An 18,502-nucleotide genomic window follows, 5' to 3' on the forward strand; every position below is an offset into this window, starting at 1 on the left:
GCAACACCGCCGTTCCCGTGACGAAGGCGAGACTTCTCTCCATGAGCAGGATCGAAGCACGGCCCCGCGCGGCCCTCCCCGCGTTCCCCTTCGACGAACCGGACCTGCCCGCTGTGCGCCGCGGCCTCGCACCGCGCGCCGAGGAACGGGCGAGGGCCGGAGCCGGCGCCCCGGCCGTCACCGCCGCGGCGGCCGGGGCGGTGGGCCGATGAGCGCCGTCCCCGAGCGGCGCGTGACCCGCGTCCGGTCCGGCGACCTCTCCCTCGCCGTCCACGAGCAGGGCGACCCCGCCGCGCCGACCGTGCTGCTGGTCCACGGCTACCCGGACACCCACCGCGTGTGGGACGACGTGGCCGCCGACCTCGCCGCCGACCACCACGTGGTGCGCTACGACGTCCGCGGCGCCGGCGACTCCGACGCCCCCGCCCGCCGGGACGGGTACCGGCTCGCGCTGCTCGCCCAGGACCTGTTCGCGGTGGCCGACGCCGTCAGCCCGGACCGGCCGGTGCACGTCGTCGCCCACGACTGGGGCTCCATCCAGTCCTGGGAGGCGGTGACCGACCCCCGGGCCGCCGGACGCATCGCCTCCTACACCACCCTCTCCGGGCCCAGCCTGGACCACATGGGCCACTGGCTCCGCGACCGGATGCGCAGGCCCACCCCGCGCCACCTGCGGCAGCTCTCCTCGCAGGCACTGCACTCCTGGTACATCTACCTCTTCCACCTGCCGGTGCTCGCGCCCGCCGCCTGGCGGTTCGGGCTGGCCCGCAACTGGGGCACCGTCCTGCGGGTCCTCGAGGGCGTCCCGCCGCGCCCCGGTCACCCGCAGGGCACGCTCGCGGCCGACGCGGTGCACGGCATCGAGCTCTACCGCGCCAACATGCTGCCCCGGCTGACGAAGCCGCGGCGGCGCCCCACCTCCGTCCCGGTCCAGCTCGTCACCCTCACCCGGGACAACTACGTCAGCCCGGCCCTGTCCGAAGGGCTCGAACAGTGGGCCCCGTCCCTGTGGCGCCGGGAACTGCCCGCCACGCACTGGTCGGCGCTGCTCGGGAAGGGACCCGTCGTGGCCGCCATGGTCCGCGAGTTCGCCGCCCACCAGGAGGGCGCGCCCGCCAGCCCCGCGCTGACCAAGGCCCGGCAGGGCCGCCCCGACGCCCGCACGGGTGAGTTCGCCGACCGCCTGGTCGTCGTCACCGGCGCCGGCAGCGGCATCGGCCGGGCCACCGCCCTCGCCTTCGCGGAACGGGGCGCCTCCCTCGCCCTGTGCGACGTCACCCCGGACGGGCTGGAGCGCACCGCCGAACTCGCCCGCCTGCTCGGGGCCGAGGTCACGGCCCACCGGGTCGACGTCTCGGACGGCCCGGCGATGACCGCCTTCGCCGAGCAGGTCGCCGCCGAACAGGGCGTGCCGGACATCGTGGTGAACAACGCGGGCATCGGCCACTCCGGCACGTTCCTGGAGACCACCGAGGAGGAGTGGCAGCGCGTCCTCGACGTCAACCTGTGGGGCGTCATCCACGGCTGCCGGGTGTTCGGCGCGATGATGAAGGAGCGCGGCCAGGGCGGACACATCGTCAATGTCTCCTCGGCCGCCGCCTACCTGCCGTCCAAGATGCTGGCCGCCTACGCGACCAGCAAGGCCGCGGTCTTCATGCTCTCCGACTGCCTGCGGGCCGAGCTCGCCGCCGAGCGGATCGGCGTCAGCACGATCTGCCCCGGCGTCGTGCAGACCAACATCACCCGCACCGCGACCTTCTCCGGCCTCGACGCCGACGCCCTGGCCGCCCGTCAGGACCGGTTCACCGGTCTGTACGCCCGCCGGGGCTACCCGCCGGAGAAGGTGGCCGCGCAGATCCTGCGCGCGGTCCGGCGCCGGCGCCCGGTCGTCCCGGTCACCGTGGAGTCCAGACTGGCCCGCGTCACCAGCCGCCTCGCACCGGCCGCGATGCGGTGGGGGGCGCGCATCGGTCTCTAGCCGACGCCTCCGGCCGCCCACGGGTCTCCGGCCACGCGTCTCCGGCCACGCGTCGGTCTCCGGCCACGCGTCTCCGGCCACGCGTCGGTCTCCGGCCACGCGTCGGTCTCCGGCCAGGCGTCGGGCTCCGGCCAGGCGTCGGGCTCCGGCCACGCGTCGGGCTCCGGCCCGGCCGCGCTCGTGGCAGGGCCCCGACCGGCGCGGGGCCCTGGTCCGGGGTTCCGGGACGGTCACCGCTCCAGGGACCGGGCCAACCGCTGGACGCCCTCCTCCAGTTGGGCCGTGCCCGGGGTGCTGACGTAGCTGAGCCGCAGGTGCGGCGCGGGGGGCTCGGCGGCGAAGTAGGCGGCGCCGGGGGTGACGGCCACCCCGAGGCGGAGGGCGCCCGCCGCGACGGCGCGCTCGTCGGCGCCCTCCGGCAGGCGGAGCCACAGGTGGTACCCGCCCTGGGGCGGGCGAGCCGGCAGCAGGGCGGGAAGCCGGGCGGCCAGGGCGGACAGCAGCGCCGCGCGGCGGTCGCGCAACGCGGCGGCCAGCGCGCGCAGGTGGCGCGCCCAGGCGGAGGAGCCGACCAGCTCCAGGGCGGTCTCCTGCAGCGGCCGGGGCACGAACAGGCTGTCCACGGCGTGCACCGCGCGCAGCCGCTCCAGCGCCGGTCCGCGCGCGGTCAGGGCGGCGACCCGCAGGCTGGGCGCCGAGGACTTGGTGAGGGAACGGACGTGGACGACCACCCCGTCCGGGTCGTCCGCGGCCAGCGGGGGAGCCGGCACGGGGGAAGAGGCGTGCACCAGGCGGCGGGCGAAGTCGTCCTCCACCACGAAGGCGCCGGCCTGGCGGGCCACCCGCAGCACCTCGGCCCGGCGGGGCGCGGACAGCACCGCGCCCGTGGGGTTGTGGAACAGGGGCTGGCAGACCAGCAGACGGGCGCCGGTGGCGGCGAAGGCGTCGGACAGCAGGTCGGTGCGGATCCCGTCGGCGTCCACCGGAACCGGCACCGGCCGCAGCCCCGCCGCCCGCGCCACGGCCAGGGTGCCCGGATAGGTCGGGGACTCGACGAGGACGGGCGACCCCGGAGCGGCCAGCGCCCGCAGCGCGCAGGTCAGCGCGCTCTGGCCGCCGGAGGTGATCAGCACGTCGGAGGCGCCCAGCGGGCCGGCGGGGCCGCCGATGTCCCGGGCGAACCACTCGCGCAGCTCGGGCAGCCCCTCCACCGGAGGACGCGACCAGGTGCCGGGCCGCCGCCCCGCCCGGGCCAGGGCCGCGGCGAGGGCGCGCTCCGGCTGCAGCGAGGCGTGCGGATAGCCGCCGCTGAGGTCCACCACCTCGGGCGGCGGCGCGGACAGGGTGGCCAGTACCCCCGAGGCGTCGGCGACGCGCGGTCCGGCGTCCGCGGCGTGGTGCGGCGGAGCGGCACTCAGCGCCACCTCCTGCCAGGACACGTCGCCGAGTGGAGTAGCGGTGGGCGGATCGACGGCCTTGAACACCCCGGCGCCCGGCCGGGCGACCACCAGCCCCTCGGCCGTCAGCGCGGCGATCGCCCGGGAGACCGTCACCGGACTGACCTGATGGCGGGCGGTCAGCGTACGGCTGGAGGGGAGCTTGCGGCCGGGCGGGCAGTGCTCCAGCTCGGTCCGGAGGAGTGCGGCGAGCCGTTCGACACTGCTACCGTTGTTCATGACAGCACAGGATAGCGCTACTCACCTCTCCGCGGCGGACTTCCGCAGCGGTACTCTCCCCGCCGCCCTCGGCGTGGTCTCGTTCTCCCTCAGCTTCCCGGCCACGGTGTGGGCGCTGGACGGCTTCGGCCCCTGGACGGCCACCGGCGTGCGCGGACTGCTGGCCGGGCTGCTCGCCGCCCTCTGCCTCCGCCTGGCCCGGGTGCCGGTGCCCGCCCGTGAACACCGGGCGGCGCTGCTCACCGTGGCCGGCGGCTGCGTGGTGGGCTTCCCCCTGCTGACCACGCTGGCGCTGGAGACCACGTCCACCGCCCACTCCGCCGTCGTCATCGGCGTGCTGCCGCTGGCCACCGCCGTGATCTCCTCCGTCCTCACCGGGCGGCGTCCCTCCCGTGCCTTCTGGACGGCCGCCGGGGCGGGCGCCGCCGCCGTGCTGGTCTTCACGCTGGCGCGGAGCGGCGGCCTGCCCACGGCGGGGGACCTCTACCTCTTCGGCGCGCTGCTGGTCTGCGCCGCCGGCTACGCGCAAGGCGGACGGCTGGCGGCCCACATGCCCGGCTGGCAGGTCATCGCCTGGGGTTTGGTCGTCGCGCTGCCGGTCTCCGCGCTGGTCACCGTGTGCGCGCTGCCGGTGGAACCGGTGCGGCCGACCGCCGAGGCGCTGGTGGGGATGGCCTACGTCGCCGCCGTGTCGCAGTTCGGCGGCTTCGTGGTCTGGTACCGGGGGATGGCCGTGATCGGGGTCCCCCGCGCCAGTCAGCTCCAGCTGGCGCAGCCGCTGCTGACGCTGGGGTGGGCCGTCGCGCTGCTCGGCGAGGACCTGCCGCCGCTCGCCCCCGTGACGGCACTGGTCGTCCTGGCCTGCATCGCCGCGACCCAACGGGTCCGGGCGTGACGGCGGCGCCGGGGACGGCGCCGCCCGGTCGGGTCGGCGTCAGGGCGCGACCGCGCCCCACGGCGGCGGCCCGCTGCCCAGCGTCCAGGCCAGCAGGGCCTCCCGGTCCACGCAGAGGATGCCGCACTGTTCGGCGTACTCCAGCGCCGGGGCGGTGAAGTCGCTGGTGGTCACCAGGGCGGCCAGGTGCGCCTCATGGACGGTGAAGCAGGTGCCGCCGAAGCGCTGGAGGTCCTGGGAGCCGACCTTGTTGGTGGCGCAGTAGCGCTTGCACTGCAGGACCATCCGGCGGCCGTCGGGGGTGACGGCGAGGACGTCGGCGCCCAGGTCCCCGGCGCCGCCCACCACCTCGACCCCGGTACAGCCGTCCCGCTCGCACAGGGCGGCCACGGCCTGCTCGAACTCGTCGCCGTCCAGCGCGTCGTAGTCCGGAACGGGAGTGTCCCGCGGGTCGGGCGGGAGGACCACGGTGGGCTCGGTCGCCGTGGACGACGCCACGGTGGACGCCGAGGACCCCGCCGGAGCCGCCGCGGCGGCCGCCGCCGCGGGCACGGGCTCCGGCTCCAGTTCGTCGAGCGCCGTCTCCGTCGCGCGGTCCAGCGCGTGGACGGTGGTCCGGGCCAGCCGCGCCACCGAGGTGCGGCGCCGTCGGCGGCGTACCGCGAGGAACACGAAGACGGCCAGCAGGGCCAGCACCGCGATCCACCCCGGCCGCCGCCCCACCGCCCCGGCGGCCACCCGGGCGGCCAGCCCGATCATCAGCACCAGCACCGCGAGCAGGCCGAACTGCATCGCCGTCGAATGGAGATCGAACCGGCGGCGCCGACGGCGGCGCCCCGCCGGGATCCGTTCACCGGGCGTGGTGGTCATCCGGTCCCCTCCTCCTGCACTCCGGCGTGCGCCGTGCCGCCGATCAGTGATCGTCGGCCGTCTACCCAGGTGACGCCGTTTCACCGAACGCGTGTTCAAGGGGTACTTCCGGATGGTGACGTGCCCGGGCTCCGTCACGGCGGTGTCCCGGGAGGCTGCCGCGACGCGCGGGTGGCGGTCGCGACGCGGAGTCGGGGGATGGGGCGCGCCCACCGGGGAACCGGGCTCCTCGGACCGTAGGCTCCGCGCAGGGCGGAAGGCCGCACGGCTCGGCGGAGGCACCGCACGGCTCAGCGGAGGCAACGGAATCATGCAAGCAACCCGCCGGTGGCGCCGGCTCGTCCCGGTCCTGCTGGTGGTGGTCGTCTGGCTGCTGGCGGGCGGGTTCCTCGGACCGTACGCCGGCAAGCTCAGCGGCGTCGCCACCAACGAACAGGGCGCGTTCCTCCCGGAGAGCGCGGAGTCGACCCAGGTCGCCGAACTCCAGCGCGGCTTCGAACGGAACCGGACCGTCCCGGCGATCCTGGTGTGGGTCGCGGAGGACGGCCGGGTCACCCCGCAGCAGCGCGAGGAGGCGGACCGGGCACTCGCCGAGGCCGCGCGGACCCCCGGCGTGGTGTCCGGCACCCCCGGCGGGACACGGCTGATCCCCTCCGAGGACGGCCGGGCGCTCTCCGCGGTGCTGCCGCTGGAGTCGGCCGGCGAGGACCGGACCGAGGAGGCGGTCGCCACCATCCGCGAGGCGGCCGGAGAGGCGGAGGGCCTCCGGTCCTACGTCACCGGGCCCGCCGCCACCCAGGCCGACCTCGCCGACGCCTTCGCCGGGATCGACGGCATCCTGCTCCTCGTGGCCCTCGCGGTGGTGCTGCTGATCCTGCTGGTCGTCTACCGCAGCGTGCTGCTGCCGCTGGTCGTCATCGTCACCGCGGTGTTCGCCCTCGCCCTGGCCTGCGCGGTGGTGTACGCCCTCGCCCAGCGGGACGTGGTGACGGTCGACGGACAGGTGCAGGGCATCCTGTTCATCCTGGTGATCGGCGCGGCCACCGACTACGCCCTGCTGCTCACCGCCCGCTTCCGCGAGGAACTCGCCCTCGGGCACGAGAAGTACGCCGCGATGCGCACCGCCTGGCGGCAGACCGCCGGCGCGGTCACCGCGAGCGGCCTCACCGTGGCCCTCGGCCTGCTGGCCCTGATGATCAGCGACCTCTCCAACAACCGGGCGCTCGGTCCGGTCGGCGCGATCGGCGTGGTCTGCGCGATCGCCGCGGCCCTCACCTTCCTCCCGGCCGTGCTGGTGCTGCTCGGCAACGCCGCCTACTGGCCCACCCGTCCGGGCTCGGCCAAGCAGAAGGCGCGGCAGGAGCACGGGCTGTGGCACAAGGTCGCCGACCTCGTCGACCGGCGCCCGCGCCGCATCTGGACCACCGCCCTGGTCGGCCTCGCCGCCTGCGCGGCCTTCTCGCCGCTGCTCGCCGCCAAGGGCACGCCGCTGGACGAGATCTTCGTCAACGACGCCCCCTCCGTCTCCGGGCAGCAGGCGCTCGCCGAGCACTTCCCGGCCGGCTCCGGCAACCCCGCGGTCATCATCACCCGCGCCGACCGGACGGAGCAGGTGGTCCGCGCCGCCGCGGCGACCGAGGGCGTCAGCCGGGCCGTACCGGTCACCACGGAGGGCCCCGGACGCGGCGAGCCGCTGGTGGTCGACGGCAAGGTGCGCATCGACGCCACGCTGGAGGACGCCGCGGACAGCGACGCCGCGAAGCAGACCGTTCCCCGGCTGCGCGAGGCCGTGCACGACGTCCAGGGAGCCGACGCGCTGGTCGGCGGCTACACCGCCCAGCAGTACGACACCCAGGCCACCGCCTCCCGGGACCGCACGCTGATCGTCCCGGTGGTGCTGGCGATCATCCTGCTCATCCTGGTCGTCCTGCTGCGGGGCCTGCTGCTCCCGGTGCTGCTGGTGCTGACCGTGGGCCTCAACTACCTGGCCACCCTCGGCATCACCGCGCTGGTCTTCCGGTACGGGTTCGGCTTCACCGGCACGGACGCCTCGGTGCCGCTGTACGGCTTCGTGTTCCTGGTCGCGCTGGGGGTGGACTACAACATCTTCCTGATGACCCGGGTGCGCGAGGAGTCGCTGCGGCACGGCACCCGCGAGGGCATCCGCACCGGGCTCGCCGCCACCGGCGGGGTCATCACCTCGGCCGGCGTGGTGCTCGCCGCGACCTTCGCCGCGCTGACCGTGATCCCGCTGGCCTTCATGGCGTTCATCGCGTTCATCGTCGCCTTCGGCGTGCTGCTGGACACGCTGGTGGTGCGCTCGCTGCTGGTGCCGGCGCTGGCCCGGGACCTGGGGGCGCGGGTGTGGTGGCCCAACCGGTCGATGAGGCCCTGACAATTCGGTTGCCGGGGCGGGGCCCGGCCCCCCACAGTCGGGCCCCATGGATCACACCACGGCCCTGCGGGCCTACGACACCCAGCTGCGCACCGAGGCGGAGACCGCTTCCGCCCTCGCCGTGACCCGGCTGGGCCCGCTCCACCTCGCCGTCCACGACGGCGGCCGCGGTTTCGTCACCTACCAGGACCTCGGCGGGGCCGACGCCGCGGAGGTGCGGCGCCTGGTCGCGAGGGCGGCCGAGCACTTCCGCGCGGACCCGACGGTGCGCGAGGCGGAGTGGAAGACCCGCGGGCACGACCACGCGCCCGGTCTGCACGAGGCGCTGCTGGCGCACGGGTTCGTGCCGGACGAGCCCGAGTCGGTCATGATCGGCGACGTCCGGGCGCTGGCCGGGCAGGAGCCGACGCCGCCCGAGGGGGTGACGCTGCGGCAGGTCACGGCGGAGGCGGACGTGCGGGCCATGTGCGCGATGCAGGCGGAGGGGTTCGGGCACGGTGACCCCGAACGGTCCGCCGCGGAGCTGCTGCGGAGGCTGGCCGCCGGCGAGGACCTGGAACTGTGGGTCGCCGAGGCGGACGGGCGGGTGGTCACCGCCGGGCGGCTCGAGCCGGTCGCCGGCACGGAGTTCGCCGGGATCTGGGGCGGGGTCACCCTGCCCGAGTGGCGGGGGCGGGGCATCTACCGGGCCCTCACGGCGGCGCGGGCCAGGTCCGCGATCGCGCTGGGCAAGCGGTTCGTCCACAGCGACTCCACGGAGTACAGCCGCCCCATCCTGGAACGCTACGGGTTCCTCCGGGTCACCACGACCACGCCGTACGAGTGGACCCGCCCCACGGAGTGACCCCCACCGCGGACCCGCGAACCCCGCGGGGCCGGGGCGGCGCCTGTGCAGCGCCCCGGCCCCCGCGCCCGTCACTCGTCGCCGCGGAGCTCCGCCGCGCGGTGGATCGCCCGGGCCAGCTCCTCGACCTCGGGGTCCTCCGTCCGGGAGGCCAGCGTGTCCGCGTGCTCCGCGAGCCCCCGCAGTGTCGGCGTCTCGGGCCCGAACCCGTTCTCCCGCAGCGCCGCCGCGAAGTGCGCCGCCACCGCCGTGATCTGGAACCGCGCCGACGCCTCCCGCACCGAGTCGTGCAGCCGCCCGGTGCTCAGCGAGCGCGACGCCTCGTGCGGCTCGCGCGAGGTGGGGTCCAGCCACCGCACCGTGGCCGTGGCGAGCCGCCCGGACTCCCCGTCCCTCAGCCGCACCGCGTACAGCGCCGTGACGGTGTGCCCGGGGCCGACCTCGCCCCCGTCGACCCGGTCGTCGCGGAAGTCCTCGTCGGCGACCCTCCGGTTCTCGTAACCGATCAGCCGGTGCTCGGCCACCGTCCGCGGGTCGAACCGCACCTGCGCCTTCGCGTCCCGCGCCGTGAGGTCGACGTTGCGGGGCAGGTCCTCGGAGAACACCCGGTCCGCCTCCTCGGCGGTGGCGACGTACACGGTGTGGCCGTCGCCCCGGTTGGTGAGCCGTTCCATCAGGTCGTCGCCGTACTCGCTGCCGACGCCCACGCCGAAGAGCGTGATGCCGTGGTCCCGGCGGGCGTGCGACACCTCCTCGAGGATCGCGTCGGCGTCCGTCTCCCCGGTGTTGGCCAGCGCGTCCGACATCAGCACGACCCGGTTGGTGGCGCCGTCCCGCAGCCCGTCCAGCGCCGCGGTGTACCCGGCCCGCACGCCCGCGCCGAGGTTGGTGGAGGCGTCCACCTCCAGCCGGTCGACGGCCTCGCGCACCCGGTCGCGGTTCCCGCCGATCCGAGTCGGCGACAGGACGGTCTCCGCCTCGTCGCTGAAGGAGACCAGGGCCACGGAGTCGTCGTCGCGCAGCCGCCCGGTCATGGTGCGCAGCCCCTGCCGCACCAGGTCCAGGCGGCCCTCGTCGGCCATCGAGCCGGAGACGTCCACGACGAAGGTCAGCGCGGCCGGCGGGCGTTCGGCGTCGTCGGCCGCGGGCTCCGGACGGGTGGCGAGACCCACCCGCATCAGCGCCCAGTCGCCGTCCCCGGCCCGTGCCCCGTCGACGGTGACCGTGAAGCCGTCGCCCTCGGGACGGTCGTAGTCCTGGCGGAAGCTGTTGACGAACTCCTCCGGCCGGACCGCCGACGGCTCGGGCAGGCCGCCCTCGCTCAGGACGCGCCGGGCGTAGCCGTAGGAAGCGGTGTCCACGTCCAGCGCGAAGGTGGAGAGCCGGTCGCCGCCGCGCTCCGACGGCGCGGGCGCGGGCACGTCCTCCCGGGACGCGGGCGCGTCGGCGGCCTTCTCCGAGGAGCTGTCGCCGCTCGCGCCGCAGCCGGTGAGCAGCAGCCCCGCGGCGGCCGCCCCCGCGAGGAGGGCACCGAGCCCCCGCCGCCCGGCGGCCCTGGCCGGGTACCCGACGCCGGTCCTGCCGCCGGTCCCGCTGCCGGTCCTGCCGCCGACCCGGTTGCCGGTCCTGCCGCCTGCCCTGCCGCCGGCCCTGTCGCCGGCCCTGTCGCCGGTCCGTGTCCTTGCCGGGATCGTCATCTGCCGTGTCCCCCTCGGATGTTCGGCGCGGACGGCGCCGGTGCCTTCCCTGGCGTCACTGTGACGCCGGGGCGGCGGGGAACGTGCGTGACGGTCTGTTGCGCTTCGGTATCGGACCGGACACACCGCGCCGTGCCCGTGACCGCGCCGTGAGCGGTGGGTGATGTTCCGCCCCTCCGTGCACGCGCACGTCCCGCGGAACGCGGACAGGGCCGCCCGCGCCCCCCTGTCGAGGGGTCGTGGGCGGCCCTGCCGTCGGCCGGTCAGCCGTTGAGACCGGCGTCCAGCGCCTTGATCAGCTCACCGTCGGGGGTGTCGCCGTCCAGCGACCAGATCATGGCGCCGCCGAGCCGGCGGTCCTTCACGTAGGCGGCCTTGCGGGCGAGCACCTGCGGGTCGTCGTAGGTCCACAGCGTGGTGCCGTCGAAGATCCACGCGTGGCCGTTCCGCCTGTCGCGGTGCACGGTGAAGTCACCGGACTCCACGAGGGCCTTCAGCTCCTTGTAGTCGCCGTACCCGTTGGCCCAGGTGGCGGGGGCGGGCCCGGCCGCGGGCTGGCCCAGGCCGTCACCGCCGCCGGTGACGCCGGTCCAGCCCTGGCCGTAGAAGGGGACGCCCACCACCAGCTTGCGGGCGGGGGCCCCGCGGTCCAGCCAGGCCTCCACGGTCCCGTGCACGCTGAAGTCGTCCTTCGCGAACAGCGCCGACTGCTGGTTGGCCACCGGCTCGCCGCTGACGTGGAAGTCGTAGCCCTGGAGGGTCACGAAGTCCAGGTCCCGCATGATCTTGCGGACCTCGAAGCCGGCGTCGATCTTGGACTCGGCGGTGGGGACGAAGGCGGACAGCTCGTAGTGCCGGTGCTGCCGCTTGCCCAGGGCGTCGAGCTGCTTGCGGAACTCCGCCACCAGCTTGGTGAAGTTCTTCTTGTCCTCGGGCCGGAAGACGGTGTCCACGTCACCCTCGGAGCCGGGCCACTCCCAGTCCAGGTCGATGCCGTCGAAGACGCCGGCCGCCGAGCCGGGACCGCCGCGACCGCTGTCCTCGGGCAGGTTGCCCTTGATGTAGAGGTCGATGCAGGAGGAGACGAGGCGCTTGCGGGAGGCGTCGGTGCGGGCCGCGTCGGAGAAGTGGGTCGACCAGGACCAACCGCCCAGCGAGATCATCGCCTTGAGACCGGGGTGCTTCTGCTTCAGCTTCTTCAGCTGGAGGAAGTTGCCCGCCAGGGGCTGGTCCCAGGTGTCGGCCACACCGTCCACGGAGGTGGCGGCGTCCACCGGCCGCACGTAGTCCGCCCAGGCGTCGGCCTCGCCGGGGATGTTCCCCATGAGGCACTCGCCCTGTGGACTCACGTTGCCGAACGCGTAGTTGAGGTGGGTAAGCCGCTCGGCGGCGCCGCTCAGGTCGATGTCCTGAACCTGGTAGTCGCGGCCGTAGACACCCCACTGGGTGAAGTAACCGACCTGACGGAGCGTGTTCTTGCCGTGCGCCGAGGAACCGGCGGTGCCGGACTGGGGAGCGGCGGACGATGCCGGGGCGAGCCCGACGACCAGAGCGAGGGCGGAAGCGACAACTCCCGCCGAAGAGAGGAGTCTTCGAGGCAGACGCATGCCCGGACGTTATTGGTCTGGACCACAGGGGTCAAGGGTCGGTCGTTGAACGGACGTGCGCGGAAGGGAAGTTGAGGCCTCGCGTTCCCGTGGGGCGGGCCGGGAATGGTCACCGTGTGTGACGGTCCGGCGGGAGGGGGGTCTCGGGGCCGCAGGTGTCCGAAAGGTGTACGTCGGGCGTCCCGGAGGGGTTCGTGCCTGGTCAGGCGGAGTGCCGGAGCCGCCCGCAAGGGGGGACGGATGGGGTGCTTCGGGGGCCGCGCGGACCCCACTGTGACGCTCGTCTCGTTTACCCAGCGTGTGTGTGCCGATTGGTGTCGTTGTGTCGTGCCCGTTTGTGAAACGGGTGTTACAGATGCACGAAGCCGTGTCCAGGATGCGCGCAGAGCCTCTTGTGCAATCCGCGTAGACGCATCAATCTTTCGGCTTGGTGACAGCTGGAGCCGCCGGGGTCGTGGTGACCGCGATTGGCATGCACCTGTCGCCGCGTCCGCCCCGGCAGGCGCAACGGTCCCCCCACCAGCGCTCCACCCAGCCCCTAGCAGGAGGAACCCTCAGATGGCAGTGATGCGGAGCTCCCGTAGCAGAACGCTCGCCGGCGTCAGCGCCCTGGCGGCCGCCGCCCTCACCGGCGGTCTGTTCACCGCGCTTCCCGCGAGCGCGGCCGAGGCCACCGGCACGATCGCCTACGCGAACGCCGAGAACGCGGTCAAGGGCAGCTACATCGTCACGCTGAAGTCGGACACCAAGGCCAACACGGCCAAGGGCAAGGGCGTCGCCGAGAAGCACGGCGCCGAGGTCGAGAAGACCTTCCGCAAGGCCGTCAACGGTTACACGATCGAGGCCACCGAGGCCGAGGCCGCCAAGCTGGCCGCCGACCCGGCCGTCGCCCTGGTCGAGCAGAACCGCACCTTCACCACCCAGGCGACGCAGACCAACCCCACCTGGGGCCTGGACCGCATCGACCAGACCTCCCTGCCGCTGAACAGCTCGTACACCTACGACGACACGGCCGGCGCGGGCGTCACCGCGTACGTCATCGACACCGGCGTGCGCATCTCCCACGGCGACTTCGGCGGCCGTGCCCGCAACGGCTACGACGCGGTGGACGGCGACAACGTCGCCCAGGACGGCAACGGCCACGGCACCCACGTCGCCGGCACCATCGCGGGCAACACCTACGGCGTGGCCAAGAAGGCCAACATCGTCGGCGTCCGCGTGCTGAACAACAGCGGCTCGGGCACCACGGCGGGCGTCATCGACGGCGTCGACTGGGTCGCCGCCAACGCGGTCAAGCCCGCCGTCGCCAACATGTCCCTCGGCGGCGGCGCCTCCACCACCCTCGACGCCGCGGTGCGCCGGGCCATCGCCTCCGGTGTGACCTTCGCGGTCGCCGCGGGCAACGAGTCCGTCACCGCCACCGGTTCGCCGGCCCGCGTGACCGAGGCCATCACCGTCGGCGCCACCACCAACACCGACGCGCGCGCCAGCTACTCGAACTACGGCTCGGTGCTGGACATCTTCGCCCCGGGCTCGTCGATCACCTCCGCCTGGTACACCGGCGACACGGCGACCAACACCATCTCCGGCACCTCGATGGCCACCCCGCACGTCGCGGGCGCCGCGGCCCTCTACCTCGCCGACAACCCGTCGGCCACGCCGGCCGCCGTCGCCTCCGCGCTGATCGCCAACTCGGTCTCCGGCAAGGTCACCAGCCCGGGCACCGGCTCGCCGAACCGCCTGCTGTACGTCGGCACCGGTGGCGGCACCACCCCGCCCCCCGGCCCGTCCTTCAGCAACGCCACGGACTACACGATCCGCGACAACACCACGGTCGAGTCCCCGATCACCGTCAGCGGTGTGACCGGCAACGCGCCGTCCACCCTGCAGGTGCCGGTCAACATCGTCCACACCTACATCGGTGACCTCCAGGTCCAGCTGATCGCCCCCGACGGCACGGCCTACACCCTGAAGGCGTACGGCACCGGCAGCTCCACGGACAACATCAACACCACCTACACCGTGAACGCCTCCTCCGAGGTCGCCAACGGCACCTGGAAGCTGCGGGTCAGCGACAACGCGGCCGGCGACACCGGCTACGTCAACAGCTGGGGCCTGACCTTCTGATCCACCGTCGGACAGGCGCCCGCGCCTCCTGACCGGTACCTCCCTCCTCCCCGCCCCGCCCCCGTCACCTCGCCGTGACGGGGGCGGGGTCGTCGGCGCCCGGGGCGGCCACGCCGTGGGAAAGATCGTTCGAATAGCATGCGAGCCTCACGGACCGACCTGACACACCCGCACGAGGAGCGCAGCTCAGTGGCCACCGAACCACCCACCCCGCCGAACCCCGGCAGCGCCGACGCCGAGGGCCCGGACGCCACCGCGCAGACGCCCCCGACGGTGTCCTTCACCAAGTCCCCCACGGACCCGGCGGACCGCACGGACCCGGCGGACCGGGCCACCCCGGCGGATTCGGCGAACCCGACGGCCCCGGCTTCGGCGAGCCCGGCGGCCCCGGCTTCGGCGACCCCCACGGCCCCGGCGACCCCGGCCGCTCCGGCCCAGCCCGCCGACGGGGTTCCGGCGGCGCCCGCTGCCGCCGCGGAGCCCGCTCCGTCGCAGGCCGGGGCGGTGCGCGACCCGTGGGCGCCGCCGCAGTCCGGCAGCGTCCCGCCGCCCGCCGCTCCTCCCGCGGCCCCGCCCGCCGGCGGGTTCGGGCCGCCGGTCCCGCCCGACCCGTACGGCGCCGCGGCCCCCTACGGCGCTCCGTACGGCGGGTTCGCCCCGCAGCCCCCGGTCAGCGGGCTCGCCGTCACCTCGCTGGTGTTCGGCGTCCTGTGCTGCGTCCCGCTCTTCGGCGTGATCTTCGGCGTCGCCGCCCTGGTCCGGATGCGCAAGCAGCCGCAGCGCGGCAAGGGCCTGGCGATCGCCGGCATCGCGCTCTCCGCCGTCGGCTCGATCCTGCTGGCGCTCGCCCTCGCCACCGGCGCCTGGGGCGAGTTCAAGAAGGGCATCGGCGAAGGCATCGAGGAGGGCGTCCGCGAGGCCAACGTGACGGCGTCGCTCGAGCCGGGCGACTGCTTCGACGAGCCCGGCATGCCGGAGGACGCCGCCGAACTGGAGCGGTACGAGGTCGACGACATCCGCGAGGTGGACTGCGCCTCCCCGCACGACGGCGAGGCCTTCGCGCGCGTCGACCTCCCGGCCGGGGCCTACCCGGGCGAGGACGAGGTGGTCGAGTCCGCCGACTCCATCTGCTCCAAGGAGATGACCTCCTACAGCAAGGACGCCTGGCGCCTCTTCCAGCACGCGTACGTCACCTACTTCTACCCCGCGGCGGACAACTGGGCGGTGGACGACCGGAGCGTCGTCTGCGTCTACGCCCCGCTGGAGACCGGTGAGCGGCTGACCGCGGAACTGCGGCAGGACGCCGAGGACTTCGACGCCCAGCAGCTCGCCTACCTGGACGCGGTGGGCGAGGTCAACGCGGCGCTGGTCCGGACACCCTTCGACGCAGTGGAGGAGGACCTGGAGGGCTACCAGCGGTGGGCGGGAGACGTCTCCGACAAGCTGGCCGGCCTCTCCCGGGCGCTGCGCGCGCACGACTGGAAGCCGGACGCGGCCCCGCTCGCCGCCGGGCTCGCGGACGAGGTCGACGCCGCCCAGGGCGACTGGAAGAAGCTGGCGGCCGCGGACGACGCCGACGCCTTCTACGTCCGGTGGGGCGAGGCCGACTCGGCCCTCACCGACGGAGCCGGGAGCGTCGTCGACCTGCGCGAGCGGCTCGGTCTGAGCGTGGAGCGACCGGACGCGGCCGAGTTCGAGTACTTCTCGGGCGCCGGCCTCCTCTGACCCCCGCCTCGCGGTCCCCCGCCCCCGCCGTGGTGCTCCGCGGCGGGGGCGTCCGCGTCCGGCGGCGATTCCGCTGCGTGAGATGCGCCGCCCCCGGCCGCCCCCGGCGGGCCCCGCGCCCGGTGCGGCCCGGCCTCCCGGCGGCCCCGGGAGGGCCCCGCACCCGGTGCCCGGAGGCCGACTGAACCGCCTCCGCGCTGGGCAGGATCTGCCCGCCCAGAGCCAGGTCAACCGCGCTTCATCACTTCGGGTGAAACGCTGGCCCGTGCTTGCGTACGGACACGCACGGTTGCCACTCTGTGGCTGCCTGTACAGCCCGAGGAAGCGGAGCGGCCAGTGACATTCGGTGAGCAGCCGGCGTATCTGCGCGTCGCGGGTGATCTCCGGAAGAAGATCGTCGACGGTTCGCTCCCGCCGCACACCCGCCTCCCCTCCCAGGCCCGGATCCGCGAGGAGTACGGGGTCTCGGACACGGTGGCGCTGGAGGCCCGCAAGGTGCTCATGGCCGAAGGGCTCGTCGAGGGCCGCTCGGGCTCCGGCACCTATGTGCGGGAGCAGCCCGTGCCGCGCCCCATCGCCCGCTCCGGCTACCGCCCGGCGGGCGGCGCCAGCCCGTTCCGCCAGGAGCAGGCCGACGACCGGGCGCGCGGGACCTGGGAGTCCCGCAGCGAGCAGGCCGACGCCGAGCCGGCGGTCGCCGAGCGGCTGGCCATCGAACCGGGGGACCGGGTGATGCGCACCCGGTACGTCTTCCGTGAGGCCGGCGAGCCGATGATGCTCTCCACCTCCTACGAGCCGCTGTCCCTGACGGGGCGTACGCCGGTGATGCTGCCGGAGGAGGGCCCGCTCGGCGGCATGGGCGTGGTCGAACGGATGGCCGGGATCGACGTGGTGGTCGACAACGTCACCGAGGAGGTGTCCGCCCGCCCGGGACTGGCCGAGGAGCTGCTGGAACTGGGCGGGGTGCCCGGGCACGTCGTGCTGGTCATCCGCAGGACGTTCTACGCCTCGGGGCAGCCGGTGGAGACCGCGGACGTGGTGATTCCGGCCGACCGGTACCGCGTCTCCTATCACCTTCCGGTGCGGTAACTCCCTTACCGGCCACGGTGGGCGGGCTGTCGCAGGCGTCGGATTTCGGACGACCTGGGGGCCTGCGCGCCGGTCCGGCGTGAGGGAGCGCCAAGGTCAGGCGCACGCCGAAGGGGGGCGTGCGCCCCCTCGGCGTGGCCGGTTGTCCTGCCTCTTTCCGATAAGTCGTGTTCGCTGCGTGAAGGTTGGGCGTACGCTCGGGCATATGCGTACAGCGGTTTCATCCGCGGGGCCGGCACTCGGAGAGGCGCGATGAACGACGGCACGATCACTCTGCCCTGGCAGGTCATCCGCCAGGACGACAACGGCAACCGCTACCGGGTCGGCCAGTACGCCACGCGTGCGGAGGCCCAGAAGATCGCCGACACCCTCGACTCGCGCGGTCACAAGCAGCTCTACTGGGTGGAGCGGATCGGGGCCACCAGCGCCGCCGGCCCGTCCGGGGCGTCCTGAGCCCGACCCCTTATGCTCCGGCGCATGACCGTTCCCGTTCCCGTCCTCGTCGTCGGAGCCGCCCTGTTCGACGGGGACCGGCTGCTCGCCGCGCGCCGTAGTGCGCCCCCCGAACTGGCCGGGCGCTGGGAGCTGCCCGGCGGGAAGGTCGAGAGCGGCGAGGCGCCCGAGGAGGCGCTGGTGCGCGAGCTCCGGGAGGAGCTCGGTGTGCACGCGCGGGCCGTCGGCCGGGTCCCCGGCTCATGGCCGCTGCGCGACCCCTACGTCCTGACGGTCTGGACCGCCGTCCTGGAGGCGGGCTCCCCGGCGCCGGAGCCGCTGCAGGACCACGACGAACTGCGCTGGCTCGGCCCCGGGGAGATCTGGGACGTGGACTGGCTGGAACAGGACGTGCCCGCGGTCCGCGAGGCCCTGGCCCACCGCCCGGCCACCGGCTGACCGTATTCCCCGAACTTCTCGCCAAAGTGGCGGTAATCACACCATTCGTCCGGGTATGGGCCTCTATGTCATCGACATCGATCGTCCACCGGGCGGTCACGGTCTTCCGGGAGAGGTGGTCGAGGTGCTCGACGTACGGAAGACGCAACACGCCGAGTGGACCCTCCCCTCCGCACCCCTCACCGTGCCCACCGCCCGCTCGGCGGTCTGCGGCAGGCTCGGCGAATGGGGTCTGGACGAGGTGCGGGACACGGCGGCCCTGCTGGTCACCGAGCTGGTCACCAACGCCGTGCGCCACGGCCGCGGCCGGCCCGTCGACCTGCGCGTCTGGGGCCCCGACGGAGGCGCCCCGGGCACCCTGCGCATCGAGGTCGACGACGAGGAACCCCTTCCGCCGCGGCGGAAGGAGGACGTGCGGCCCGACGACGAGAGCGGGCGCGGACTGATGCTGCTCAGCCACTGCGCGAGGGCCTGGGGTGTACGACCCGGCCCCCGGGGGAAAACGGTGTGGTTCGAGCTTTCGGTGTCCGGGTGAGGCCACCGTTCCGGTCGGGGCTCGAGATCCCTCAGACCGTCCGACGTGCTCACGGTTCGGGCGGAACCTGGGTGGTTAGGAGACCGGGGGAGTGAAGGACGGTGTCGCACGGCGGCGCGGTGCTGGATACTGCGGGCAGCCGCCCGAGGTGACCGGCCCGGGTGGGTGTGCTG

The 18,502-nt window shown here is 74.4% G+C and carries 15 protein-coding genes; 11 read left to right on the forward strand and 4 right to left on the reverse strand.

The features are described from left to right. The first annotated feature begins 41 nt into the window (after positions 1–41). Together ACWD3O_RS25865 and ACWD3O_RS25870 are read left to right on the forward strand one after the other, a co-directional pair. Positions 42–212: a hypothetical protein gene (locus tag ACWD3O_RS25865; RefSeq protein ID WP_451417534.1), complete on the forward strand. Its 171-nt coding sequence runs from the start codon at positions 42–44 to the stop codon at positions 210–212. Continuing rightward, complete coding sequence (locus tag ACWD3O_RS25870; protein ID WP_451417535.1) at positions 209–1,978, forward strand: SDR family oxidoreductase; 1,770 nt, start codon at positions 209–211, stop codon at positions 1,976–1,978. Before ACWD3O_RS25865 ends, ACWD3O_RS25870 begins: the two co-directional genes overlap by 4 nt. A gap of 230 nt (positions 1,979–2,208) precedes the next feature. Here the strand turns inward: ACWD3O_RS25870 and ACWD3O_RS25875 are convergent, their stop codons facing one another. After that, complete coding sequence (locus ACWD3O_RS25875) at positions 2,209–3,654, reverse strand: aminotransferase-like domain-containing protein (protein WP_451417536.1); 1,446 nt, start codon at positions 3,652–3,654, stop codon at positions 2,209–2,211. 73 nt (positions 3,655–3,727) lie between these two features. Here ACWD3O_RS25875 and ACWD3O_RS25880 point away from each other — a divergent pair, with 73 nt between their 5' ends. Further along, on the forward strand, positions 3,728–4,549 hold the full coding sequence (locus ACWD3O_RS25880; RefSeq protein WP_451412903.1) for a DMT family transporter: 822 nt from the start codon (positions 3,728–3,730) through the stop codon (positions 4,547–4,549). A 39-nt stretch (positions 4,550–4,588) separates the two neighbouring features. Here the strand turns inward: ACWD3O_RS25880 and ACWD3O_RS25885 are convergent, their stop codons facing one another. Continuing rightward, positions 4,589–5,419 (reverse strand): restriction endonuclease, encoded by an 831-nt coding sequence (locus ACWD3O_RS25885; RefSeq protein WP_451417537.1) that lies wholly within the window; start codon positions 5,417–5,419, stop codon positions 4,589–4,591. 307 nt (positions 5,420–5,726) lie between these two features. Here ACWD3O_RS25885 and ACWD3O_RS25890 point away from each other — a divergent pair, with 307 nt between their 5' ends. Further along, the gene (locus ACWD3O_RS25890; protein WP_451417576.1) at positions 5,727–7,814 is read left to right on the forward strand and encodes an MMPL family transporter; all 2,088 of its coding nucleotides are present in this window, start codon (positions 5,727–5,729) and stop codon (positions 7,812–7,814) included. 46 nt (positions 7,815–7,860) lie between these two features. Further along, positions 7,861–8,658, forward strand: a complete 798-nt coding sequence (locus ACWD3O_RS25895; protein ID WP_451412851.1) for a GNAT family N-acetyltransferase — start codon at positions 7,861–7,863, stop codon at positions 8,656–8,658. Positions 8,659–8,729: 71 nt separating this feature from the next. On the opposite strand, the gene ACWD3O_RS25900 is transcribed toward ACWD3O_RS25895, so the two are convergent. After that, the gene (locus tag ACWD3O_RS25900) at positions 8,730–10,355 is read right to left on the reverse strand and encodes a YfbK domain-containing protein (protein WP_451417538.1); all 1,626 of its coding nucleotides are present in this window, start codon (positions 10,353–10,355) and stop codon (positions 8,730–8,732) included. A gap of 263 nt (positions 10,356–10,618) precedes the next feature. Next, complete coding sequence (locus tag ACWD3O_RS25905) at positions 10,619–11,962, reverse strand: glycoside hydrolase family 18 protein (protein WP_451412849.1); 1,344 nt, start codon at positions 11,960–11,962, stop codon at positions 10,619–10,621. Positions 11,963–12,520: 558 nt separating this feature from the next. On the opposite strand from ACWD3O_RS25905, the gene ACWD3O_RS25910 reads away from it, so the two are divergent. From ACWD3O_RS25910 to ACWD3O_RS25935, 6 genes are all read left to right on the forward strand, one after another. Beyond that, entirely contained in the window at positions 12,521–14,089 is a 1,569-nt protein-coding gene (locus ACWD3O_RS25910) for a S8 family peptidase (protein WP_451417539.1), read from the forward strand. 189 nt (positions 14,090–14,278) lie between these two features. Continuing rightward, a complete protein-coding gene (locus tag ACWD3O_RS25915; protein WP_451417540.1) occupies positions 14,279–15,814 on the forward strand; it encodes a DUF4190 domain-containing protein in 1,536 nt (511 codons plus the stop codon). Positions 15,815–16,150: 336 nt separating this feature from the next. Next, on the forward strand, positions 16,151–16,903 hold the full coding sequence (locus tag ACWD3O_RS25920) for a GntR family transcriptional regulator (protein ID WP_451417541.1): 753 nt from the start codon (positions 16,151–16,153) through the stop codon (positions 16,901–16,903). A 252-nt stretch (positions 16,904–17,155) separates the two neighbouring features. Next, positions 17,156–17,356 (forward strand): SPOR domain-containing protein, encoded by a 201-nt coding sequence (locus tag ACWD3O_RS25925; protein ID WP_451412845.1) that lies wholly within the window; start codon positions 17,156–17,158, stop codon positions 17,354–17,356. Positions 17,357–17,380: 24 nt separating this feature from the next. Beyond that, on the forward strand, positions 17,381–17,794 hold the full coding sequence (locus ACWD3O_RS25930; protein WP_451417542.1) for a (deoxy)nucleoside triphosphate pyrophosphohydrolase: 414 nt from the start codon (positions 17,381–17,383) through the stop codon (positions 17,792–17,794). Positions 17,795–17,918: 124 nt separating this feature from the next. Continuing rightward, on the forward strand, positions 17,919–18,329 hold the full coding sequence (locus ACWD3O_RS25935; protein ID WP_451412843.1) for an ATP-binding protein: 411 nt from the start codon (positions 17,919–17,921) through the stop codon (positions 18,327–18,329). Positions 18,330–18,502: the final 173 nt, after the last annotated feature.

The organism is Streptomyces sp. NPDC002640 (genome assembly GCF_053592575.1).